The sequence below is a fragment of the Vibrio sp. B183 genome (assembly GCF_000740665.1).
Lineage (GTDB): Bacteria > Pseudomonadota > Gammaproteobacteria > Enterobacterales > Vibrionaceae > Vibrio > Vibrio coralliilyticus.
This window is the reverse complement of record NZ_JPQB01000010.1, coordinates 126,797-151,226: the sequence shown is the minus strand read 5'-3', so window position 1 is coordinate 151,226 and position 24,430 is coordinate 126,797. Positions and strand designations below refer to the sequence as shown.

The 24,430-nt window shown below is 47.3% G+C and carries 19 protein-coding genes and 1 pseudogene; 9 read left to right on the top strand and 11 right to left on the bottom strand.

Annotated features, from left to right (window positions below):
• Nucleotides 1-11 precede the first annotated feature (11 nt).
• The 5 genes from IX95_RS26645 to IX95_RS11600 all read right to left on the bottom strand — a co-directional run bounded on the left by IX95_RS26645 (nucleotide 12) and on the right by IX95_RS11600 (nucleotide 3,671).
• On the bottom strand, nucleotides 12-164 hold the full coding sequence (locus IX95_RS26645; protein WP_006961538.1) for a hypothetical protein: 153 nt from the start codon (nucleotides 162-164) through the stop codon (nucleotides 12-14).
• A gap of 65 nt (nucleotides 165-229) precedes the next feature.
• Entirely contained in the window at nucleotides 230-1,525 is a 1,296-nt protein-coding gene (locus IX95_RS11615; protein ID WP_038160107.1) for a sensor histidine kinase, read from the bottom strand.
• Nucleotides 1,522-2,199, bottom strand: coding sequence for a response regulator transcription factor (locus IX95_RS11610; protein ID WP_038160105.1), 678 nt, complete (start codon nucleotides 2,197-2,199; stop codon nucleotides 1,522-1,524). Before IX95_RS11610 ends, IX95_RS11615 begins: the two co-directional genes overlap by 4 nt.
• A 6-nt stretch (nucleotides 2,200-2,205) precedes the next feature.
• A complete protein-coding gene (locus IX95_RS11605) occupies nucleotides 2,206-3,093 on the bottom strand; it encodes a sterol desaturase family protein (protein ID WP_038160102.1) in 888 nt (295 codons plus the stop codon).
• Nucleotides 3,094-3,113: 20 nt separating this feature from the next.
• On the bottom strand, nucleotides 3,114-3,671 hold the full coding sequence (locus IX95_RS11600) for a hypothetical protein (protein WP_038160100.1): 558 nt from the start codon (nucleotides 3,669-3,671) through the stop codon (nucleotides 3,114-3,116).
• Between the two features lie 157 nt (nucleotides 3,672-3,828).
• Between IX95_RS11600 and IX95_RS11595 the strand changes: the two genes are divergently transcribed.
• The 5 genes from IX95_RS11595 to IX95_RS11575 all read left to right on the top strand — a co-directional run bounded on the left by IX95_RS11595 (nucleotide 3,829) and on the right by IX95_RS11575 (nucleotide 11,572).
• The gene (locus IX95_RS11595; RefSeq protein ID WP_045986534.1) at nucleotides 3,829-4,716 is read left to right on the top strand and encodes an ABC transporter six-transmembrane domain-containing protein; all 888 of its coding nucleotides are present in this window, start codon (nucleotides 3,829-3,831) and stop codon (nucleotides 4,714-4,716) included.
• Nucleotides 4,706-5,848, top strand: coding sequence for an efflux RND transporter periplasmic adaptor subunit (locus IX95_RS11590; protein WP_038160096.1), 1,143 nt, complete (start codon nucleotides 4,706-4,708; stop codon nucleotides 5,846-5,848). The genes IX95_RS11595 and IX95_RS11590 overlap by 11 nt, the downstream gene beginning before the upstream one ends.
• Complete coding sequence (locus tag IX95_RS11585) at nucleotides 5,845-8,934, top strand: efflux RND transporter permease subunit (protein ID WP_038160094.1); 3,090 nt, start codon at nucleotides 5,845-5,847, stop codon at nucleotides 8,932-8,934. Before IX95_RS11590 ends, IX95_RS11585 begins: the two co-directional genes overlap by 4 nt.
• Nucleotides 8,935-9,005: 71 nt before the next feature.
• Nucleotides 9,006-9,905: a helix-turn-helix domain-containing protein gene (locus IX95_RS11580; protein ID WP_171354622.1), complete on the top strand. Its 900-nt coding sequence runs from the start codon at nucleotides 9,006-9,008 to the stop codon at nucleotides 9,903-9,905.
• Between the two features lie 293 nt (nucleotides 9,906-10,198).
• A complete protein-coding gene (locus IX95_RS11575) occupies nucleotides 10,199-11,572 on the top strand; it encodes a YjiH family protein (protein WP_038160088.1) in 1,374 nt (457 codons plus the stop codon).
• A 69-nt stretch (nucleotides 11,573-11,641) separates the two neighbouring features.
• On the opposite strand, the gene IX95_RS11570 is transcribed toward IX95_RS11575, so the two are convergent.
• Complete coding sequence (locus IX95_RS11570) at nucleotides 11,642-12,601, bottom strand: nitrilase family protein (protein WP_038160085.1); 960 nt, start codon at nucleotides 12,599-12,601, stop codon at nucleotides 11,642-11,644.
• A 94-nt stretch (nucleotides 12,602-12,695) separates the two neighbouring features.
• On the opposite strand from IX95_RS11570, the gene IX95_RS11565 reads away from it, so the two are divergent.
• Nucleotides 12,696-13,559 (top strand): LysR family transcriptional regulator, encoded by an 864-nt coding sequence (locus tag IX95_RS11565; RefSeq protein ID WP_038160082.1) that lies wholly within the window; start codon nucleotides 12,696-12,698, stop codon nucleotides 13,557-13,559.
• Here the strand turns inward: IX95_RS11565 and IX95_RS11560 are convergent, their stop codons facing one another.
• The 4 genes from IX95_RS11560 to IX95_RS11545 all read right to left on the bottom strand — a co-directional run bounded on the left by IX95_RS11560 (nucleotide 13,560) and on the right by IX95_RS11545 (nucleotide 19,557).
• On the bottom strand, nucleotides 13,560-14,591 hold the full coding sequence (locus tag IX95_RS11560; RefSeq protein WP_038160080.1) for a hybrid-cluster NAD(P)-dependent oxidoreductase: 1,032 nt from the start codon (nucleotides 14,589-14,591) through the stop codon (nucleotides 13,560-13,562).
• A 61-nt stretch (nucleotides 14,592-14,652) separates the two neighbouring features.
• Nucleotides 14,653-16,314: a hydroxylamine reductase gene (gene hcp / locus IX95_RS11555; protein WP_038160079.1), complete on the bottom strand. Its 1,662-nt coding sequence runs from the start codon at nucleotides 16,312-16,314 to the stop codon at nucleotides 14,653-14,655.
• A 368-nt stretch (nucleotides 16,315-16,682) separates the two neighbouring features.
• A complete protein-coding gene (locus tag IX95_RS11550; RefSeq protein WP_038160076.1) occupies nucleotides 16,683-18,530 on the bottom strand; it encodes a M3 family metallopeptidase in 1,848 nt (615 codons plus the stop codon).
• Nucleotides 18,531-18,648: 118 nt separating this feature from the next.
• Nucleotides 18,649-19,557 (bottom strand): LysR family transcriptional regulator, encoded by a 909-nt coding sequence (locus IX95_RS11545; RefSeq protein ID WP_038160074.1) that lies wholly within the window; start codon nucleotides 19,555-19,557, stop codon nucleotides 18,649-18,651.
• A 146-nt stretch (nucleotides 19,558-19,703) separates the two neighbouring features.
• On the opposite strand from IX95_RS11545, the gene IX95_RS11540 reads away from it, so the two are divergent.
• From IX95_RS11540 to thrS, 3 genes and pseudogenes are all read left to right on the top strand, one after another.
• Nucleotides 19,704-20,870, top strand: a complete 1,167-nt coding sequence (locus IX95_RS11540; protein ID WP_038160072.1) for an MFS transporter — start codon at nucleotides 19,704-19,706, stop codon at nucleotides 20,868-20,870.
• On the top strand, nucleotides 20,867-21,349 hold the full coding sequence (locus IX95_RS11535) for a hypothetical protein (protein WP_038160070.1): 483 nt from the start codon (nucleotides 20,867-20,869) through the stop codon (nucleotides 21,347-21,349). Before IX95_RS11540 ends, IX95_RS11535 begins: the two co-directional genes overlap by 4 nt.
• Nucleotides 21,350-21,570: 221 nt before the next feature.
• Nucleotides 21,571-22,815, top strand: a pseudogene (thrS, locus tag IX95_RS11530) (threonine--tRNA ligase); the annotation flags it as partial.
• A gap of 61 nt (nucleotides 22,816-22,876) precedes the next feature.
• Here the strand turns inward: thrS and norR are convergent.
• Entirely contained in the window at nucleotides 22,877-24,406 is a 1,530-nt protein-coding gene (gene norR / locus IX95_RS11525; protein ID WP_038160067.1) for a nitric oxide reductase transcriptional regulator NorR, read from the bottom strand.
• Nucleotides 24,407-24,430 lie beyond the last annotated feature (24 nt).

Sequence of the window (24,430 nt, the reverse complement as noted above, 5' to 3'; positions counted from 1 at the left end):
TACACATCCCGTTAACTGCGCCAGCTATTGCCGAGTAGCAATGAGACACCGACAGAGACCCCCAATGCAATCAGGATATTGGGTAGGGTGAATCCCCAGATAGCGACACAAACCGCAACGGTCACGATTGCCCAAAGTAATGTTTCTAAAATCCAGGTTCCCATGTTTGACTCCTGCTGTTTAACTTGGGACAAGGATAGTCGATGACAGGTTAATTTTTGGTTACCGTCTACGATTCATACTCTTTCTGTAAATCGACTTCGGCTAAATAGGTGTCATCTTTCTGCTGATGAATGAAGTGCCAGCCCTGATTTCGACACACTTTTTCAATCAGAACCAAGCCAATTCCAAAGGACGTTTCGGTGGACTGTTGACTATCCGACAGCTCTACGGGATTGGTGATGGTAATGCGCTCCTCAGACAATTCAATACGGACAATGCCATCAGCGCTGTGTTGAAAAGCGTTGCGTACTAAATTAGTCAGGACAATTTGGATCAGCGCGAGTGGAACCTGCGTTTGTAGAGAGTCTGAGCTGGCGTCCAACTCTACACTGATGTCTTTGCTTTCAATCAGATAGCGATGACTTTCGATGATCTCACTGGCAAGGTGATTGAAGTTGACGCTACTGGCTTCGAGTTCCGCCTGAGTATTGCGGCTCATCCATAACAACGTGGTGATGAGGGTTTGCATCGTCGCCACCGAACGTTGGATACGAGCAACTGCTCTTTGCCCGCCTCGCGGCATGGAATCCGACAAGCGACCAAGCATTTCGCCGCTGGCAGACATAATCGAGACGGGTGTTCTTAACTCGTGGCTGGCGGCTCTGAGAAAGAATTCCTCGCGCTCGATGGCATCTCTTTCATTGCGGACACTTTCGACCAACTGGTTGGCGAGGAGGTCCACCTCGCGATAGCGAAAGCGTTTTAGCTTTTCTGTCTGATTTAGATCCAGCGTTTCCGACCACTGGGAAAGCACGAGAATGGGTTTCGTCAGGCGATAGATCAATAAGCGAATGATCAGAAAGACCAGCAACAGTAAGCCGCCAATCATGATAAAGGCAGAGTTAAATTGGCTGACCGACTCGGGAGGATTGAGCTCAAACAATTCCAGATAAATGGACTCGTCATACTGAGACACCACATACAAGGTGGCATCGATACTGGGGATATGATGGTAGGCGGCATACAGATATTCGCCCGACGCTGCATCGGTGGCGGGGATATAGCGTTCGTAGATGGCGTCGTTCTCAAAGCTGTTCCAGTCGAAGGCGGTCAGAAACTTCTGCGGGACTTGATTGAAATCGAGGTAGACCTGAAGCGTACTACTTTGAGATTGAGGGAGTTGCCCAGTTTTGAGGTACTCGCTTTCCGCCGCTTTAAGTTCATAAAGAAAGCCATACTTGGCGGATTCATACAGCCCCGTTTGGTAACTCTGGTTGATCATCAGTCCATAAATTGCAGTGAGGCTGATGACGATACCAAACAGGTAGAGGTAGATATCGCGCTTTATACTGACCCGAGTCATGCCTCCTCCTCTCTGATTGTTACCCCTACACCGTGCACGGTATGAACCAGCTTAGTATCAAAAGGGGCATCAATAGCCTGACGAAGTTTAAATAGGTGGACTTTGAAGCTATCGGCACTGGGAAACTCATCTCCCCAGACTTCTTCTTCCAGCTTGGTTTTACTGACGACGTTGGGGCTATTACGCATCAGACAAACCAACATTTTCCAACACACAGGTGGAAGCTTTAAGGGGTGACCTGCACGAGTGGCTTGATGCTTATCTAAGTCGATACTCAGATCACCGACTTTAAGAGAGGTGACGGTACCATGTGAGCGCCGAATCAGCGCTTGCAGACGAATTTTGAGCTCTTCCATGGCAAAAGGTTTAACCAAATAGTCATCAGATCCAGCAGCAAACCCCGTGACTTTGTCATCGAGTGTATCTCTTGCGGTGAGCATCAGAACAGGAGTACTGACGCCCTGCTCTCTGAGTGACTGGCAGACGTCAATACCATCCATTTTGGGCATGTTGATGTCGGTGAGTATGATGTCGTATTGATTGGTTAACGCTAGATTAAGCCCCGATGCGCCATTGTAGGCAAAATCAAACTCAAAGCCGTCGAGCTCCATATAGTCACTGATGGCTTCAGCCAGATCTCTGTCGTCTTCGATTAGCAGGGCGTTAATACTCATGATGCTCTATTTCCTTTGTTGTTCTTGTTTCCATGCCCAGATGGGCGGCTTGACCAGAAGTTGTAGGCGATAACTCCAGCTCGGTGCATGCCACAATAGCTGAATCAGTTTGGCATAGCCGTGGAAGTATACTTTAAATGGGTTGACGGAATTAATCCGTGGGTAAACTCCGTATTTCACCTCTTCGTCTTCGCGAGCAAAGGTACCAAACATACGATCCCAGATGATCAGAATACCCGCGTAATTCTTATCCAGATATTGCTTATTCGTCGCATGGTGAACTCTATGGTGTGACGGTGTATTGAAGATGGCTTCTATCGGTCTCGGAAACTTCTTCACGGTTTCGGTATGCAGCAGTGTCTGGAATAGCTGAACAAAGGTTTCGCACATCAGGACCACAAAAGGATTAAAACCAAGCAGTATTAACGGCAAATGGAAAAAGAATGGGTAAAACCAATCTAGCGGCCCGAAGCGGTAAGCCACGGAAATATTAAAATACGGAGAGCTATGGTGCACGGAATGTGTCCCCCACGCTAAGCCGTTGCTGTGCAAAAATCGGTGTTCCCAGTAGTAGGCTAAATCTGCCAGTATCAAGCAACCCAGAATGGTCCAGCCAGTGATAGGAAGATGGGTCAGGCTAAGATTCTCATAAGCAAAGACAAACGCTGCAACATAGGCTAAGCCGACAAAGAATATCGTCACTAAGAGGAAAAACAGTGTTACAAAGTTGGTCGCACTGTCACCCAACATATTCCAGCTCAGTTTCTTTTTGAACGCGTATCGAATCAGCTCGATCAAAAAGATCGCAACGGCAATGAGAACAAAGTTATCGTCCACCCAAGTTTCGGTGAAGATAATGGTCGCCTCAGAGAAAATTTGAGACATAAACTCCATAACGTATCTCCTGTGACTCTTTATTTATAGTAGACAGACAACTGGCTGGATTCCGGTTGTCCTTGTGAATTGAGGTAGTGGATCTCCACTAAAGCATCGACGGACTTTTGGAAATTAATGCGTCCCCAAGCATCAATGAGTTCCGATTCTGAATGCTGACCCCTATTCATCAGCAGCTCCGCCTGTTCAATGGCAGGGAGTGCGACTAAGTCGCTCGCCAATGGGCTCTTTTCAGTTGGGTAGCCTATGGTGACTTGAGCTTCAGTAAAGTCGCTGTTGAGGTTTTGATACAAGACAACGATTCTGTCTAAATTGTCTGGGATTTTATCCGGCTCGACCAGCTTGCGATCGAACTCGCGCCACAGCGAAGGTAAAGACTCAAGGGAGATTGTTTTGCTCACTCCACGTAAGTATTGCTGGGGCGTATCACCTTGTTTAACGCCACGAGAAACACCGCTGGATTCATTGTTAATCTGAGCTTGCTGCGTGCTGTCAGCCATCGCAGGCTGAAGCACAACCAGCCCCCAAACAGAGCCAGTAATCACGGCAGTGGTCAGTATTGAAGCGAACAGTTTCATTTCATCTCCGTCCCATATTTACTGTTGTGTTAAATATGGCGAGAAGAATAAGCGCGAGGGGGTTAACAAAAGGTTACTGACTAAAACAGCAATCTGGGACACTTTTTCTGGTTAATAATTGGTAATACTGGCGCCACATTCATTTGTGGGGTCAATAATGCTGTTCAATCAACCCATCACACTTCGGTCCGTTATCCGGCTGAGTCCCATTAAAGTCATGTTTACTTGGCTGATGGTTCTGGCTGAGAACGTATTTATGATTTTGCTGCCGCTGTTTATCGGTTTTGCTATTGATGGTGTGCTTAAGCAAAACTTGCAGCCGTTGCTTATGTTTGCAGCGATCTTGTTTGTACTGGTGGTCATCAGCGTTGCACGTCGTTTTTACGATACTCGCGTTTATGGCGGGATCCGAGTGCGGTTGTCCAATTTGGTTGAGCGTAATTTGCGCGGTCAATCGGTATCAGTCAAAGACGCCCGACTGTCCATGTCCCGCGAGCTGGTAGATTTTCTAGAAGAAGATTTACCATCGCTGATTACTGCCGTTGTGCAGTTGGTCGCTACCGTTGTCATTCTCGCCACTTTTCACATCAAACTTGCATTATGCGTGTTGATCGCAGGGCTGAGTATGCTGCTGATTTATGCCCTGTTCCATCAAACGTTTACGCGACTTAATGGCGCGTTAAATGATCAGTTAGAGCAACAGGTTCGAGTGCTCAGCGGTCAGCCTTTTGCGGCGATTAGAACGCACTTTGAACGCTTGAAACGCTGTGAAATCAAACTGTCCGATACCGAAGCGCTGGTGTATGGGCTGATCTTTATAGTCTTATTTGCCGCAGTCCTAACCAACCTTTGGATGGTGAGCATTCTTACTGATCCTACTGTGGGTCAGGTTTTTTCCATCGTAACTTACTCACTGGAATTCGTGGAAACAGCAGTGATGCTGCCTATCACACTGCAAACCTTGTCGCGTCTGATGGAGATCAGCCAACGACTAAATCAAACCCCCGCTCAATTGGCTGTAGAGGAGAAGCCTTATGAAATTTAAAAAGACTCTTGCAATATTAGCTGGCTGCGGGGCAATTTTCGCGGCATTGGTGGTTGTGGATGTTTTAGAGCCTCAGCCAGTTGTGATTGAGCAAAAAACGCCGAGCAAAACCCCCGTTTCGGTACTGCAAGTGACGCCGGAAGATCACGATTCCAATTTGACTTTGCTGGCAACAACAACCGCGCGTTGGCCGATCCAGCTTAAGGCTTCAAGCAGCGCTCAGTTGGCGTGGTTGAACCCCGATATCGAACCGGGCGTACTGGTGAAAAAAGGGACCTTGTTGGCGAAGCTCAACACCAGCGCGTTAGAGTCTAATCTGGCTCAGGCGAACAGCAGCGTTAAGCAGGCAGAGCTAAACCTAAAACAGGCACAGCACGAACAAACAGTCGCGTTAAAAATGTTATCGCCAACCAAAAGCTCTCCGTTTGCCCGCCGTGAGCCACAGGTGTTGGCAGCCAAGGCAGAACTCGCGCAGGCAAAACAGGCTTACACCAGTGCAGCAAAGTTGCTTGAGGAAGCGAGTATTGCAGCGCCGTTTGATGCAGTGATCATGCGTCGTAACATCAGCCCCGGTGAATGGTTGGAAGCCGGTCAGGTGACTTTTGAACTCGCCGCCAGCGACTCACTGGATGTCGAGCTGCCTGTTTCGGAACTTCACTGGCAGCAGGTGCAATCCGCGTTGCGTCAGCCTGAGATTACAATTGTGAATCGAGATGGCAGCGAGTGGCAGGCACAAGTTCGATATGTCTCGCCGCAGGCTGATCCAACCACACGTCAGCGACAAGTGGTTTTGTCTGTTCGCGAGCCTTATCAAGGATTGACTCGCTTGCTGCCTAATCAACAGGTGAAAGTCATCGTTAGTCTCGGGCTAAGGCCAGAAATAGTGACCTTGCCACTCAGTGCGATCACACGAGATGGATACGTCTGGACACTTGATGAGCAGAACCGATTGCAGAAAGAGTGGATTACGCAAATAGGACAAGCGCGTAATCAGGTTTATGCCCGCTTTGATCAGGACAGCGCTAAGGCACGTCAGGTGCTGGTGTACCCACTGCTGTCGATGTTACCGGGGAAGCAAGTATCCCCGCAAGCTGCGCAGATATTGGTCGCGAAGCAGGAGGGTAATCAATGAGCTGGCTGACTAAGTGGTTTATCAACAACCCCGTAGGGGCGAATCTGTTGATGCTCGCGATCATCGCCAGTGGTGTTATGGCGTTTGGTCAACTCCGTGTGGAGTCCTTTCCGCAGATTGCGCCGTCATCGGTTGTGATCAATGTTGCCTACCCGGGAGGTACAGCTAAACAGATTGATGAGAGTGTTACGCAGCGAATTGAAGAGTCCATCAGTGGCATTTCCGGCATTAAACAGGTGACCAGCCAGTCTAGCGCAGGAATGTCGAGTGTTGTTGTACGCAAAACCAGCAGCGCCGACCTCAATAAGCTGCTGGATGATGTACGTAACCGAGTGAACGCCATCAATGGTTTTCCTGCTCAAGCTGAAAAGCCTCAGGTGGTTAGAAATGAATTTACTAACTTGGCCGCCTTTGTTGTCGTTTCGGGGCCACGCAGCGATGAGCAGCTTCAACCCATCGCAAGACAGGTCGAGCAAGCGCTAAAAAGTAATCCCAAGATTTCTAAAGTATCCAACTGGGGAAGTCGCAAACCACAACTTATCATTGAGCCAGATCCAGCGCAGCTCGAGAAACTGGGTTTGAGTCTGGAAGATTTAGCCAGCACCATCGGACAGATGTCACTTGAGTCACGCACCGGTGAGCTGATCAGTGACAAGGGCCGCATGGTCATCCGTGGTGATGGCTACGCCGATGATGTGCAGAAACTACGTCGTTTGGCGATCGTCTCTCGCCCATCCGGTACCGTTTATTTAGGTGACATCGCTAAGTTGAGTCGTGGCTATGAGCGCAGTGGCTCCATTGTGCGTAATAATGGCATCAATGCTATCGCTCTGCTAATCAGCACCAGCCAGACCGACAACCTGCTCAAAGTGAGCGATGCAATTAAGGATACCTTGGCGGAGCAACGCAAAATCCTGCCTTCAGACATTGAGCTGAATACCATGGCAGATATGGCACCCTATATTGAAGAGCAACTGTTCAGACTCGGTGATAATGCGTGGCAAGGCCTTTTGATTGTGGTGGTGCTACTGGGCATTTTTCTAGAGCTGAAATTGGCATTTTGGGTGGCCGTGGGTATACCAGTCGCCATCGCGGGTACCTTAGGGGCGATGCAATTGGCTAACTACAGCATCAATGACATCACTTTGTTTGGCTTCATTCTGGTGTTGGGGATTCTAGTTGACGATGCCGTTGTCGTAGGCGATGCCATTCACGAGCAACGAGGTAAACATGCGAGTGGGCGCAAAGCGGCGTGGCACGGTGTACACTCGGTTTCTGTTGCAACGGTATTCGGTGTTTTGACTACCATCGCGGCATTTTCGCCAATGCTTTGGATTAACAACGATTTTGCCAAGATTCTGGCTGGGTTCTCCGCTGTGGTGATATTTGCGCTGATCTTCTCTCTGATTGAAAGTAAGTTCATTCTGCCATCGCACCTAGCACAGTTGTCTGTAAGTAAAAAAAACAACGGTATTTTCTCTCGCATTCAGTCTGTGGCTCAAGGTGGTTTGGAGTGGTTCAATTTCAGAGTGTACAAACCTACCTTGGAGAAGGTACTGGATTATAAACTGGCATCACTGCTGGGCTTTGTCGCCGCTATCGTACTGGCGTATGGCATGTGGTCTACTGGGACGATTCGAAGTGCCATTTTCCCCGAAATCCCCGGTCGATACGTTACCGCGAAAGTTGAGCTAGAAGACGGTGCCCCTTTGCCGTTACAAAAGAAAGCCTTAGATCAAATCGAACAGGCGATGATCAACGTCGAAGACGAGATGATGCAAGACTACCCGTTGAGCCAGCCACCCGTGGTAAACCTGCTTGCGTGGTCGGATGGTTATGGAGAGGTGGAAGTGACCGCCGAGCTAACCAGTGAAGCCCTGAGCCTCTTGCCGGGTAATTTACTGACCGATAGTTGGCGTACTCATACTGGGAGCATTGAAGGAGCGTATTCAGTTCAGTTTAGTGCGTCTGAAGCGCCTGCTGGTGGAACATTCATCTCGATATCATCCAGTGACCGTGAACTTGCTAGGCGCGTCAGTAGCCAATTGGCGGACAAACTGGCCGCTCTGCCTGGTGTGGCGGATATTTATGATGATGGTAAAAGCGGCCAGCCTCAGGTGCGGCTAGTGTTGAATGAATACGGTCAACAGCTCGGACTGACGCAGGACAAGTTGGCTCGATTGGCGGGTGAGGCATTTGGTGAGCGAGAAATTCATCGCTTGTTGGAACAAGGCCAAGAAACCAAGGTGTTGTTGCAGTATCCTCGTTCAGAGCGTAAAACTCTCGCTCAGCTTGAGCAGACGATGGTATTGCTGTCTGAAGGAAAGAGTGTCTTACTCGGTGATATTGCTGAATTTCGTCATGAGCAGGAGCCTCAGATACTCTACCGACGTAATCGTGAGCAAGTGGTAAACCTCTATTGGAAGCAGAACCGAGACGTTCAGGCGCCTGAGCAGACAATGGCTCAGCTCAGCTCTGAGATCAAAACGCTGCGTCAGCAGTACCCAGGAGTTCGGATCAAAGCAGGCGGCGAATTTGAAGATATTGGTGAAGTCTCTGACGGTTTCCGCTCAGCGATGATTTTGACTATTCTGCTGATTTACATCTTGTTGGCGGTTCCGCTGAAGTCTTACTGGCAGCCGTTCATCATCATGGCAGTGATTCCATTTGGTTTTGCTGGGGCTATCTTCGGTCACTACCTGATGGATTTGCCAATCAGTTTGTTGTCTATGTTCGGCATGATGGCAATGACGGGAATAGTGATCAATGACTCATTGGTACTGATCACGCGCTTTAACGCTGAGTATCGCAGCGGTGTGCCGCTTAAACAGGCTTTAGTGACGGCTGGTACCAGTCGATTGAGGGCGATTTTCCTCACGACTATTACTACGGTATGTGGTTTGCTGCCGCTACTCAGTGAGACCGCAGAGCAAGCGCAGTACTTAAAACCTGCAGCGGTTTCATTGGTGTTTGGTGAGCTATTTGCCACGGCGGTAACCCTGCTCCTGATCCCAATACTGCTGGGGATGACCAGTCGTAAAGCGCCAAAGCCTGTCGAAGATGAATTGGCATTAGAGGGAGCCTAATGCTGAGCGTGATTGATTTTATCCGGTTGACGGGCGATAGTGATCTGGTCGCCCCAGTGAGGCCCGTATCTATGTCACAGCAAGAGAAACCAGCATTTAAACTGGTGCCCGAAATTGCGTTGTTAGAACCACTTCCAGAGCATCTTAGAAAGCGTTTTGCTCACGCATTGAAGTTGATGCATGACGAGTTGGCAGAACACAGATCGTGGGAGAAAATAGCTACTGAGAGCGCAATATCGCCCTATCATTTCCATCGTCAGTTTAGCGAATTGTTTCATGAGACGCCGGGGCAGTATCTTAGCCGATTACGACTGCAAGTCGCGGTGAATCTGCTGCTCAATGATGAACCTTGGAGTGTGATGGAGATTGCTCACTATTGTGGCTTCTCTTCTTCACAAGCTTTAGGCAAGGCTTTAAAGAGAGAGCTTGGAGTGACGGCGAAACAAATTCGCAAAATGGGTTATGAGTCTACACCGCGAGAGACTGCTGATTTTATCGCTAAGCTTGCTCATCCCGGTGGTCAGCAGTCGATTGAAACAGAGCTGGCCAAGTCTATGCCGACTGAGTTGATTTGGTACCCTCAGCGAGGTATGAAAAAGATCGCTCTGGAAGATCCTGACTGGGATTCGGTGATCGAAATCTATGGCAAAAAAACTGTCAATCTACTCGGCGCAACGCCGATTAACCAACTTGAAAAAGTATGGGACCAAATTGAGACATTTATTGGTGATTGGCAAGTCGACGAAGCTCTTTACGATTTTGTGATTCCTGAAGGGTACTACCTTTGTGCTGAGGTGTATCTGATTTCTGATGTTGCTTACAGTGCGGCTTTAGAAGCGCTGTTTGAGATTGTAGACGAACAGAAGTTGGAAATTGATGGCAGTGCTTTTTTGATTGAAATGGTTCGTGATATTGAGTTGACTTTAACAGGGGGGGCAACGTTTTCATTTCAGATACCTATTATCCGCTAACTCTATTCATCGAGCCTACTCGAATCATTTTGCTTATTGATGTTGCATAAATAGTCACATTTATGCTCGATGTAAAAGGGAGTAATTAAAGAGTCTGTGGTTATTTTTAAAGCACGAAAGTACAAAATGCCACCAATTATCTTAGCTCCATAACGTATTGATTTATATTATTATGCGTTTTTAGTGAATTATTTCTCATTATTTGCTTGAGTGTGAAATCTTTGTCGTTATAATTGCGGCAAAGAGAACTTATTCACTAATTGTGAAAATATAATCATCTAGGGAGCAGTCAGATGAGTGATACACTTTTAGCCGAAGAGAACCACAAAAACAGTCGCAACATATTGATGTTCGCAATTCCGTCTTTGTTGGGTCTTTTCTTTTTCCTTGCACCGTTAACCATTGATGGCAACTTCACCTTTCCGCTAGCGCTGATGGCGAAAGGCGTCAAAGCGATCCTTGGGGATGCGATTTTACCAACAGTCACCGCTGTGATTTGCTTCTCTGCGGTCGCTTCTATTCTTGCCAGCCTCATCAAGCCAACTTTTGTGACTCAATCTGCATTGATGACAAGACTGTTCGTTCTGACGCCAGTTTGGCTAGTCGTTCGAGTTCTAGGTGCGGTGTTCACTCTTATGGCATTGCATCAGATCGGGCCTGAAGTGATTTGGAACGGCAACACGGGTGGGCTGGTGCTTAATGACCTTCTGCCTTCTTTACTGGTGACTTTCTTCCTTGCTGGTTTGCTGCTACCACTGTTACTCAACTTTGGTTTGCTTGAGTTGCTCGGTACTGTTCTGAGCCGTTTTATGCGCCCAATTTTCCGTTTGCCAGGTCGTGCTGCGATTGACTGTATGTCTTCTTGGCTAGGTGATGGCACCGTTGGGGTGATTCTGACCAGTAAACAATATGAAGACAAAAAATACACTGCGCGTGAAGCAGCGGTTGTCGCGACTATGTTTTCTCCGGTTGGGATTTCTTTCTCGCTGGTGGTATTAACTCAGGTTGGCTTAGAGAATTTCTTTGTCCCGTTCTACTTCTCTATCTGTTTGTCTGGTGTGATTGCTGCGATGGTGATTCAGTATCTGCCACCGTTATCGTATAAGAAAGACCTGTACATTGATGGTACTAAGCCTAATCGTAATGATGAATTGGTGCCTGCGGGTCAGTCGGTTATGGGCTTTGGCTTGAAGTTGGCACTGCACAGAGCAAGCAAAGTGAAAAGCCTTGGGGCGGTTGCTAAAGAAGGTGTGCACAACGCACTGGACATGGTAATCAGCGTACTGCCTGTGGTTATGGCGATCGGTACTTTAGGTCTGGTTGTCGCTGAAACGACGCCATTATTCTCATTACTGGGTGCACCGTTCATTCCACTGCTAAACGCGTTGAATGTTCCGGAAGCAGCTGCGGCGGCGGAAACAATGCTTGTTGGTTTTGCTGATATGTACGTACCTTCGATCATTGCAGCGTCGACGATTAATGCTGATCTGACCAAGTTTGTTGTGGCAGCGTTGTCTGTAACTCAGCTGATTTTCATGTCAGAGACTGGTTCTGTAATTCTAAGCAGTAAAGTCCCTGTGAACTTTTTGGAGTTGGTAGCCATCTTCCTGCTAAGAACGCTAGTTACATTGCCAATCATTGTCTTGGTCGCACATTGGATCTTCTGATACGTTGATTGACATTGCTTGATGAATTAGCCCGCTAAGTCTGACTTAGCGGGCTAACTTGTTTATGGGCTATTTATCATCAAAGCGGGCATGGTACGGATCCAGTTCATGCCCAAGAGGTTGGGTCAGATCGGTGTATAAGTCCGGTCGTCGTCCACGAATCCAGCGTCGGCCAGTACACATTTCCAGCTCTGTTGGGTCGAGTTCCGCTATCACCATATCGTCTTCGACACTGTCCGTTTCAGTGATGATCTCGCCATAAGGGTTAAGAATCATCGCATTGCCAGTACGCACTTCATCAACATCGACGCCAACGCCATTGCTGAATATTAGGAAAAGGCCATTATCGTGAGCACGGGCAGGTAGCCAGCGCATCAACCACTCTCGGCCTTTTCTGCCTTGCATCTCCGATTTGATCGCCTGCGGGTTGGAATCTCTGTTGTGCCATAGTTGAGGATCAATGAGCCCCATAGCGTTCGGGCTTCTCGAATGGCAGCCGCCTGTCTGGTGGGGGGCTAATAACAAGTCAGCGCCTTTAAGAGCCGTGATGCGAACATTCTCAACCAGATTGTTATCCCAGCAAATCAAAATACCCACTCGCCAGCCGTGAGGCGTGTCGACGACGGTGTATTCGTTGCCACTGCTCATGTATTGGCTAACAAAAGTATGCAATTTACGATGTTTAGTGATTTGACCATCTGACATGGCGAGAACAAAGGTGTTGTACAAATTGCCGTCTGCATCAATTTCAATCAAGCCAGCGCCAATGGTGATTCCTGTTTCTTGTGATAGCGCTAGTAAAGCCTGACTGGATGGGCCGTTAGGCACAGCTTCTGCCTGTTGTTCAATCTCATGGCGTTCCAGTGTGTTGAGGTGCCAGTAGCCGCTGATGCACATTTCTGGAAAGGTAATAAGTTCTACGCCCTGAGTTTGAGCCTCATAAACAAACTTTTTGATTGTCGACAAATTGTACACTTTGTCTCCGGCGTGATGGTTAAATTGAACCGATGCCACTTTCAGCTTCTTCATTGTGATCTCTCCAGTTAAGTAACTGACATCGAGTTTAGATATCTTTATCAATTCCATATAATGAAAGATATTCGACATTCAATGAGTAATTGGAATGGATTTGGAGCATCTGAAAGCTTTCTGTGTATTGGCAGAGAGCAAAAACTACCGCTTGGCATCGGAGCGTCTGTTCATTACCCAGTCAGCGCTAACCAAAAAGATTCAGCGCTTGGAAGAGAAGACTGCTGCTCGTTTGTTTGAACGAGGCAGGCATGGTGCAGTGCTGAGTGCCGCAGGGCAAACCCTGTTGCCTGAAGCGAAACAACTGGTCGAGCGATTCGAGCAGTTTCACCGACTGTCCGAGCGCGTTTCTCAGGGCGTAGTTGGGCATCTCAACGTTGGCTTTGGTATTTCGACGTATCATCAGGCACCGCATTGGGTAGCACAATTTAAACAACGTTATCCCGATGTCAGCATGACACTCAATGACATTCCTTCCCAAACTCAGTTGGAGAAATTGAATAGCGGTGAATTGGATTTGAGCTTCAATCGAATACCTGATGTAGACAGATACGATGCAGTAGCGCTTTATTCTGATCAGTTGGTAGTGGCTGTCCACGAGAGTGAGTACTTGGATGAAGGCAATCTCTGGTATTCGTTGCGAAACATACATTACCTTAAATTGGCCTCCAATCGTGGCCCCGGGCTCAATCTTCAGATTGACCGTTATCTGATGAGTCAGCACCAAAATTTAGTCGCGGAGCAAGAAGCAGACGATATTTTAACTTTGCTGGCGTTAGTGTCTGCGCGGCTTGGGTTCACCATTATGCCGAAAAGTGCTCAGCAAATTCATAGCCCTAGCGTACGTTATATACCCTTAGATGGTGAGTATGCCAGTTGGCAGGTTGGGTTGGTTTGGCAGCGAGACAATAGCAATCCACTGGTGTCTCGCTTTGTTGATCTGGTTAAATCGCGCTGATTAACACAACTCAACTTCGACGTTGGACTGGATTTGGCTCGAACACGCTAAGGTATAACCATTGGCGAGATCTTCTTCAGTCAGCGTTTCCGTACTGGTGCGGCTGACTTCGCCCTTAGTCACTTTACATTTGCAGGATCCACACATGCCGCTACGACAGGCGATAATAATTGGCACCCCGTTTTCTTCCAGCACGTCAGCTAAGGTAGCGCCTTGGCTGATTTCTTTTGATACGCCAAACGCTGGCACTTCGAACTGCACAACACCATCTGACGAGCTTTCATTATGAGCTTCAATAGGGGTAAAACTTTCCTGATGGAATTGCGCCGCCTCAACGCCCAGTGCCAACGCGTTGCTCTCCATATCCTGCATAAACAGAGTTGGTCCGCAGAGATAAACCGTGCGTTGGTTAAGGTCCGGGCAGAGTTTGGCTAACCACTCTCTGTCGAGCCGTCCTTGCGGGTGGCGTGTGCCTGTATTGTCTTTAAGCAGAAGTTTTAAGTGGAAATTTGGGTATTGCGCATCCATGGACTCCAGCTCATCAAAGTAGATAGTCTGAGCAGCGCTTTTCGCCATGTGAATAAAGGTTATCTCGACGTCTGCTTTGATTTTCAGCCAATGTTTTGCCATCGACATGACAGGTGTGATGCCGCAACCTGCACTGAGCAAAGCCACTTTATGCATCGGTGGGCAATCGATGCTGTTGAATGGTCCAGTCGGCGCCAGTGCCAAGACGCTGTCTCCGGAGTTGAAGTGTTCAATGATGTAGTTGGATACCAAGCCATTCTCGACTCGTTTGACGGTCAATTTAAGATGCGATTCCCCCGGTAACGAAGAAACAGAATACGCGCGGTATTCCACCTTGCCGTCGAACTCAAAGCCTAACGAAATAAACTGACCCGGTTTGAAATCAAATCCATTTGGTAGGGGAGTATCAGAGGTCAGCGTCAAGCTGACGGTATCTGACGTTTCCTGCCATTTATCAACACAACGAAGTTGGGCGGGTTGGTTATTTTGCCATTCGCGAATCATAATTCCTCACAAGTAAAAGAGCCCAGCCAAACAAACTGACTGGGCTATCAAAAGGCAGGGATTAAGCTGCTAGGATAGTTTTCAGATCGTCTTCAACATTGCCGATACTGCGCATGTCGAATTTATCCTGAATGATTTGGATGAGGTTATCGGTCAGGAATGCAGGTGCGGTTGGGCCTGTGTAAATGCCTTTCACACCTAGTGCGAACAGAGTGAGCAAAATCACGATGGCTTTCTGCTCAAACCAAGACAGCACGAGAGTTAGCGGCAGTTCGTTGATGTCGCAATCAAATTCTTTCGACAATGCTAGGGCAAGCTGAATGGCAGAATAGGCGTCATTACACTGGCCAACATCCAGTAAGCGCGGGATACCGTTGATGTCGCCAAACTGATTTTTGTTGAAGCGGAACTTACCACAGGCCAGTGTCAGGATCAGAGTATCTTCAGGCGCACTGGCGGTGAAATCGGTGTAGTAGCTACGTTCTGCTTTGTCGCCGTCACAACCACCAACTAAGAAGAAGTGTTTAATGTTACCTTCTTTGACCTGCTCAACCACTGCTGGGGCTGCACTCATCAACGCATTGCGACCAAAGCCTACGGTGATCATGTGTTCAATTTCATCGTGTTGGAAACCGTCTTGCGTCAGTGCACACTCAATCACCTGACTGAAATCATCACCTTCAATGTGTGCAACACCCGGCCAGCCAACGATGCTACGCGTGAACAAGCGATCTGAGTACTGACCCATGTTCGGGTTCAACAGACAGTTAGACGTCATGACAATCGCGCCAGGGAAGTTAGCAAATTCTTTCTGCTGGTTTTGCCATGCGCTGCCGTAGTTGCCAACCAGGTGCGGGTATTTTTTCAGTTCAGGGTAACCATGCGCAGGGAGCATTTCACCGTTGGTGTAAACGTTGATTCCGGTTCCTTCGGTTTGCTGAAGAATTTTCTCTAGGTCATGGAGGTCATGCCCCGAAACCAAAATACATTTGCCTTTGACTGGTTTAACGTTGACCTGAGTTGGCTCTGGGTGGCCGAAAGCAGTGGTTTCACCAAGGTCCAGCATTTCCATAACTTTGTAGTTCATCAGACCAATACGCATTGAACATTCAAGCAAAGCGTTAAGATCTTCTGGATCAGTGCCTAGCCACGCCATGATTTCATGATACTCAGCGTAAATATCGTTATTGGTTTGCTCCAAGACGCGAGCGTGTTCCATGTATGCGGCAGCACCTTTCAGGCCGTAAAGGCACAACAGACGTAGACCAATCACATCTTCACTGATCTCCTGATAGCCACGGTTGACCGCAACCTGAGGAGCAAATTCGAGGATCGCTTCAGCACTTGCTGGTAACTCGAAATTAGCGACTTTAGGTGCGAGCTCAAGTTCAACGTCAGCCAGTTTTGCCGCAGCGAGCGTCTGCTCTTTAAGTCGGGATTTAAACTGCGCAGCCTGTGCAGCGAGTTCAAGAATACGTTCAGGGTCGAAATTCACATTGGTTAAGGTCGAGAAGAAGGCTTTTGGCGCCCATTGGTTAACTTCGTCATCAATAATGTCAAAGCGACGAGCTTGTTCTGCCCAGTACGAAACACCTTCAAGGGTATAGACCAGTACATCTTGCAGATCCGAAACTTCAGATGTTTTGCCACACATGCCTTGGGCGAAAGAACAACCTTTAACAGTTGGGGTTTGAATAGTCTGCTCACATTGAATACAGAACATTGCGCTTCTCCGGTAATAGTCTTTATGCGGTCACGCCGCTTGGATTTGTTTAGCGCTATAATTGCAGAGAGCGTGCCACTATTTAACTAATTGATATTTAATGAATTTACCCTTATTTGGATATGGGTTTGTTGTCTAGATGACAACGGTGGTGATGTAAATAACACATCAGTAAATGCCGAGAAGAGCCAAATAGTAAATAAGATAGTCAGTAAAATGTATGAATTTTGAGCTGAGGATAAGCGAGAAAAACAGATAGTTAGACGGTGATTGTCATGATGGGATGAGCTGGAACGCGCGATGTACTTTTAACATCAACTCCATTGGATGGAAGATGAACCAGACCTGAATCTGGCTCATAGAGAAGATTAACAGCCGTACGTTTTTGCTATGTAGTCTTCAAACTGCTTACACATCAGCTCATCGGAGGTAGCGTTGTCAGCTAAGCGATCAGCACCATCAACAATATTGATCTTTGCATTCAACGGTGCGGCATCGGTTCGTTCACGGGAGTTTAAATCAGCAATCTTTTGTTTCTGAATTTCCCACGCTTGAGCGGCGGTGAGGCTACATGCCTCGGCAAGATATTTGGCATTGAAACCTTCACCCGTCAGACTCTTGATGGTGTCATTGTGAGATAAGTGATTGCCTGCACGCCAATAATGCTCTGCCAGCAAAGGGCCAATTTCAGGGTTGTCAGTCAAATATCCAAACCTGTCGAGGAAGTAAGCACGTGTCTGATAGACGGCCATGTTGGCAAGCAAGTAACCGTGATAAGCACAGGACGCTTCATCAGAAAGCAAATGAGGAATCGCCATCAATGGGCGAGGGCTGCATTCTAGTCCCAGAATCTGCTTTTCACACTGACGAGCCAAAGCTGTAATGTGTTCTGCTGTCAGTTCCTCATCGCTAAGCTGATACAAGGCTCGCTCAAAGTAAGGCACCACCAATATGCTGCGTTCCTGATACGCTTTAAACGGCTGGCTGCTATTGATCATCGATAGGATGAGCTCGTCTGGAACTGGATTTCCATCCGCATCCAGAGCGTATTGTTTCAGCCAGTCAGCATCATTCAGCAGGCTGTCACAGAACATGGATTGAGTTTCGGCATAAGCCATGGACGTCGGTGCAAACTCCTGAGAAAAACAAGGTGAGTTCATCTTGACGTTGGCAAAGTGGGCGGCATGTCCCCCTTCATGGAAAAGGGTGTTGATGCCATCATAACCGCTGCCAATCTGATCGGGCTTTGCGTTACTGGTGAAATTGACCTTGGCTGCTATCCATCGCCCGTCGTCATAAAATGAAGGTATCGGGCCGTGGCAGAAACCGTTTTGGTATTTACCTTGACGATCCAGCAAGTCCAGAGTGAGTTCTGCACCAGAGTAATCAATGTTTAGCCGACCGAAAGATTCTACCCAGCGCTTAAGTGATTTGGAAAACGGTACGTATGGATCCAGCTCACGCATCGAATCGCCAGAAAAAGAGTAATTGAAGTTGTAGCCTGTGAGTGCATTTTGGCCTTTCTCACTGGCGAGTTTATCTAAGCTGGTGAGATTAACTTTTCTGGTCCGCTGCTCGAAATCATTCAGAATGGCAAACAACTCAGTGGTGGTCATTTTTTCGTTTTTCAGTACTGAGTAATCGAAGAAATTGTCGTACCCCAACGAGCGAGCAAACTGGTTACGCAGTTTGACTAAATCGATAAAGCCATTGCCAAGTAGCCATTGCTCAAGATCTAACAATGCTTGATGTGCTGACTGGCGCACGGCTTCATTCTCATTTGCCATTATGGTTGAGCGTAGTGCTGGTAAAGAGGCGTCAACTTGTTCTCCTTCTTCGTTGACGTAAACCAGTGCATGATTTTGTTTTTTCTCAAATAGTTCCGTTTCAAATGCTATCAGTTCTGTCTTGAGTGCCTGAGCTTTATCTCCTTCGATAGCGTGTGAGCGGAAAGTGGCTAGCCAGCCTTCAAGCCCTATCTGAGTTTGTTTACGCTCTTCTAAGTCGGCGATTTCATTGAGCGTGCTGAGCTGTTGTTCGATGTCAGAAATCTGATCGGCATTACTCAGGAAGTGAGTCCATGCGGTTTGCGCAGTGGCAAAACGATCATGTTCGTTACTGATCCCCATGTAGGTGTCCCAGAACAAATCTTCTTTGGTACGATGAACGTCTAGGTAACGCTGGTTAAGATCTTTGAGGTATTGAGTTGCAGTCATTTCAGTCCATAAAATGGTGGTGTGAAGCACTATTATGGCATGACTTATATAATGAAATTAGTTACATAGTCGGCGTTTTTGATGTTTTCTCAATACCGAGCTCTGAGCGAGTTTACGTTTAACACTCGCCAACGTACTGTGCAGTGATTTTTTCCATAAAGTTGAGCATGGCTTTTAAACGAGGAGAATAAGTGGTTTTGCTAGCGTAAACGGCTGAAATATTCACATGCGGTAAAACGTTAATATCATGGGCGATTTGTACTAGCTTACTGTCACGACATAATTGACGACAGTAAATGTCAGGCAGCAGTGAAACGCCACTGCCAGATGCGATCATATCTCGTACCAGAAGAACATCATCCAGTTGGTTAGCATGTTTAAACTCTATGGTTTGTTTACTGCCATCAGGCATTGTTGAGTACAGCATCGACTGGTTGTTTTCCTGATCGTGATAAAAGCTGACGTGCTGCTGCAAAGTGTCCAACGTAGCCGATTGGAGCTCTGGATTCGCCAGCAAGTATTCAGGTGTGCAGAACCAGAGTAACTTCACAACAGTGAGCTTTTTGGCATAAAAACCAGAAGGGGCTAAATCACCGAGCTGAATTGCGAGATCAAGTTTGTCTTCCAGTAAGTGAGCACGGTGCGACATGCTGCGAATAGATAGCTGTATATCGGGGTAACGTTCGGTGAAGGCCTTAAGGTTAGGTGACAATATTTCCCGAGAAAAGGCGAACGTAGTGGCGATGCGGAGAGTGCCGCATAGACTTTGCGATGGAACTTGCTCTTTGATTGCAGACAGGTTCTGCATCAGCGGCTTAAGTTGATTGTATAGCTGTTCTCCGTCTGAGGTCAGGTTCAGATGTCGGCTGTTTCTCTCAAGCAGTTTAATATTCAACGACTCTTCCAATCTGTTTATGGCTCGGCTGACACTGGATTTTTGATTGCCAAGCCTTTTTGCTGCTTTTGAAACGCTGCCGGTTTCGATGACGGCAATAAATATCGGAAGATCGTTTAGGTTCCAGTCCATACTATCTGCTTTCTCTCTCAATTTGAATCTTTAATAACACATTGAAACCTATATCCAAAGCAACGCTGTGTTGCCAATTTTGCGCTATTTGGCTTGAGTGAAAACTTCTAACCTTTGGCCTATGTCAGCCCTACTTAAGGCCAATAATGAAAACCTCATCAGTTCCTAACTTAACCCGAGCCTGTTTACTACTTGGTAGCAGTTTACTCGTCATGGCCAATGCTGCGATTGCGCCGTCTTTGACTGAACTAAACCATGTGTTTGATGACCCGTTCGGCGTTTCACTGTTAATGACGCTTCCCGCCATTGCGGTCATTGGCTTTGCGCGATTTGTGAGTCGTATGATTGACCACTTGGGGGAGAAGAAAAGCTTAATGTTAGGGCTTGGATTTTATGGAGTCGTGGGTAGTAGTGGCTTGTGGCTGGATTCATTAGCAGCGCTGCTTGTTGGAAGAGTCGTTTTCGGGGCAAGTATCGTCATCTGCATGACGGTGATCAACCAGTTGATTAGCGACTACTTTTCAGGTCAGGAAAGAGTGCATTTTATCTCTCAACAGGCCATTGCGGTCAACCTTGGAGGGATTGCTTTTGTCGTTGCCAGCGGTTGGTTAGCCTCTTTGCATTGGCGACTGCCTTTTACTATTTATCTGATTGCTTTGCTGACACTCGCACTGTCTTTAAAAGGAATTCCCCCAAGTAAAAAAGTGCGTACTCAATTTCGGTCTAAACTAGGCTGGTTGGGCTTTAGGCTGGTCTTGCCGTTTTATCTACTTGGGTGTGTGGGTATGTTGTCATACTACCTAGTATTGCTTGGCTTACCTTATCTATTGAAAACGTCTCAAAGTTTCAACAGCTCTGAAACGGGGTTGGCGATGGGGGCGATGAGTCTGTTGTCAGCCTTCGTAGCGTATTTCTTTAGACATGGCGTCATCAACTATGGTGAGAAGCTTGTCATAGCGCTTTGCTTTATGTGTTTCACCACTGCATTTCTAGCGTTGTCGCAAACACAATATGATTGGCGCGCGTACATAGTATTAGTCAGCACAGGTATTGGGTTTGGATTATTGCTGCCAGTGCTCACTCATCTGGTTATTCAGACGAGCATACCAGCGCTGAGAACATCCGTGCTGAGCGGTTTTGTGATGTTCTATTTTCTGGGGCAGGCGTTGAGCGCCTTCGTGCTCAATTTGCAAAACATGTTTGGTACAGAGCGTTTTTTCCTATTGCTGGCTAGTTTAATTGGCGTGGTAAGCCTTTTGTGCTTCAAGTTAGTCCCTGACCTCAGAGACAAGGTTGTGGAGGACGTCGCATGAATTTCCGCGTGATTGACTCAACAGTAGTGCCTCAAGCAATGAAAGGCTTGGGCTCACTGACACAGGTTTTACGTTCTGCGAGTGAAGATTTCCAGATTCAACCAATACGTATGGTTAGACAAAGCCCAGTTTACACTCGGGAAGTGATACTTTGTGATGGTGCTTTTCCTTTGGTTTGGGCCAAATCAACTTTGTTTTCTAAGCATGAGAAAACAGTTGCAGCGTATTGCGGCTTAGAAGGTCAATCATTGGGAGAGCAGCTACTTTTCTCCTATCAATCGGTTAAGCGTAGCCCTTATCAATTTATTGAGTGCTCACTTCCTACAATCGAACATTCGAAACAGTGTGGATTCATTCAAAACCAAGGTCGTATCTCCAAGTTTACATGGCAAGAGCATAACTCGACACTGGTTTTGATCGAAGTGTTCTATCATCAGGCACTCAAAATGATCGATACAACTCAGTCGTTGGGAGATTGAAACTTCAACAACGTGGCTGAAATATGTGCTTGCAGTGAGTTTTGAAAATTGTTACTACTTAAATATGAAATTGATTTATTCAAACGCTAATCAAACCACTACCACCACGAGATTGCTCGGGGGGTAGTTTTTCACGTCTTTAAAAAAACCTCTGAGCGAATTCTTCGCCAGAGGTTTTTTTATGCCTTGGTTTTGCTTTTCGCTCAGAACACACACACAAGGAAAATGATATGAAAACTCATCGCGAAATTGCAGAACAACTAGATTTATTTCACTCTGAGCCTCAGGCGCCGGGGATGATTTTTTGGCACCCGAATGGCTGGCGATTATTTCAGACTATTCAAGATCATATGAGATGTGTATATCGTCAAAATGGTTTTCAAGAGGTCAATACACCAATCTTTATGAAGCAAGAGTTATGGCAGACTTCAGGCCACATTGACATGTTCGCTGACAATATGTTTTTCGGTGGTAGTTCAGAGGAGAAAAGTGGGTATGTTCTGAAGCCAATGTCATGTCCTGCCCATATTCTGATGTACAAACGAGGTGTTCATAGTCACAGAGATTTGCCGCTTAAACTGTTTGAGTTTGGACTGGTGCATCGAAATGAAGCATCGGGCTCACTGAATGGCTGTTTACGGGCTCGTCAGTTTACTCAGGATGATGCACACGTCTTCTGTCGATGGTCGCAAGCTGAAGAGGAAATTTGTCGATTTCTGCAACGCGCAAAGCAAGTTTATGGTGATTATGGCTATCGAGAACTGGGAGTAAAAGTGTCTACTAAGCCAGAAAAAGCACTAGGGTCGGGTGAGTATTGGTCGAGAGCACAAGCGCTATTGGCCTCTGCCTGTGAGCATGAGGGGTTACAAGCAGAATTTCAGCCGGGAGAAGGGGCTTTCTATGGGCCTAAGATCGAGCTGTCATTGATGGATTCTATGGGGCGTAGCTGGCAATGTGGCACAATTCAGTTCGACTTCAATTTAGCCGAGCGGTTTGACGTTCAGTACACTAATGAGCAAGGAGAATTTGAAGCCCCTGTTATTATGCACCAAGCAATGTATGGCTCTATTGAACGTTGGATTGGCGTGTTGTTGGAATCGTCTCAAGGACACCTTCCTGATTGGCTGCATCCTATGCCGATTGCCATTGCGTCGGTGAGTGATTCTGACCATGACTTCACTCGCCAGCTTGAAGCCGTTTGCATCGAGCATGATATCCCTGTTTCGGTCGATCTGAGCTCGAGTTCAGTAGGGCGAAAGCTTAAGCGATTCCATAAGCTCAGGATACCCTATGTGCTCGTAGTGGGAGACAAAGAGCGAGCCGAAAACAGTCTAGCGATAAAATGTCGTGAGGAGGGGACAATTACTCAGGTAGCTGTTGATGAACTCATTGTTTATCTCAAGGAAAAACTAAGACAATCACACCAGAAAGGGGGCTGTTCGGAGGCGACACTTTCTTTGGCTTAGTCTTGTTAGACGGTTGTGAGAGATCAGGTAGGCCTGCGGGCCTACCTATGTGTTATTGAACTTAGGTTTCAACGCCTAGTTTTTTCCCCATTCGGTACAAATTACCACGGTCCATTTGTAGAAACTCCGCCGCTTTAGACCAAGTACGATTCGATTTTTTCAGTGCGTGTACAATGAGGTCTTTCTGGTAAGACTCAACGAGAACTCTCATTCCTTGGCTACTTTGCGGCAGGTAATGTGATGTGCTTTTTACATCCGAATTCTCGAAGCCGCCGTCAAAGTGATTGATGTGAATAATCTGCTGTTGTTCCTGAATAGCTCTTAACGCTGCGCGGGTTAGCGTATGCTCCAGCTCTCGTACATTACCGGGCCAGCTCTGTTTTTCCAAAAGTACCAAGGCTTTAGGGTGTAAATGCAAGTTAGGGATGTTGAACTGGCTACGGACTTTTTCCAGAAGATAGCCCGCAAGAACAGGAATATCACCCTCGCGCTTACGTAGCGCTGGAACGGAAATCGGGAACACATTTAGACGGTGGAATAAGTCGGCGCGAAATTGCCCTTGCTCGACTTCATTTTCAAGTAAACGGTTCGTCGCAGCAATAATTCTTACATTGACCAGTAAATGCTTGTCACTACCGACACGCTGCAGCTCACCTTGCTGAATCACACGCAGCAGTTTTGCTTGCAGAACTAAAGGTAGCTCTCCCAATTCATCAAGAAAAATGGTACCACCATCGGCCAGCTCGAATTTACCTGCTCGTGAGCTGTTGGCACCGGTGAATGCCCCTTTGACATGGCCGAATAGCTCACTTTCTGCCAAGCCTTCGGGTAAAGCGGCGCAGTTGACGTAAATCATTGGTTTGTCTCGGCGGCTTGATTGCGCATGGACACTGTGAGCCACTAACTCTTTCCCTACACCCGTTTCACCTGTGATTAGAACGGCATAATCTGATTGAGCGACGGTGGCAATATTGGTTCTAAGCTGTTGAATTTGAGGGCTAAGACCGACCATCTCACCCTGTTTTGAGCGAGCTTGCTGAATCAGGGTTTGGGTGACAGAGCGCTGTTTGCGATTTTGGGCTTTGAGCGCTTTAATTTGGCCAATATTGCGTAACGTGGCAGCCGCCAGTGCTGCGAATGTCTCAATAGTCATTGGCTCTATGGCATCAAACGCGCCGATGTTGAGAGAATCCAGAGTCAGTATGCCGACCAGTTGCCCATCCACGTATAAGCTGCAACCAAGACAGTCATGTACGTCTAACTCGGCTTCTTCGCTAAGTAGTACACCACTAAAGGGGTCTGGTAGCTCACAATCGGCGCTAAACCGAACCGGTTGCTTGCTTGCCATGATTGCTTCCAGCCTTGGGTGTGCTTGAGGAAAGAACCGTCGACCGAGGACGCTGGTGGACAAGCCTTTCACCGCAACGGGGGTGAGGAATCCATCCTGATCCAAAATGAATAGCGCGCTGGCGTCACAAGGAAACACCCGATCAATACCATCAATCAAATGCTGATACTGGGCTTCGCTGTTGAGGTTAGAGCTCAGGTTGAGGGCTATTTCCAATAGCACCTGATTCATTTTTGCATCCATAGCTGACTTTGGTAGTGAACGACG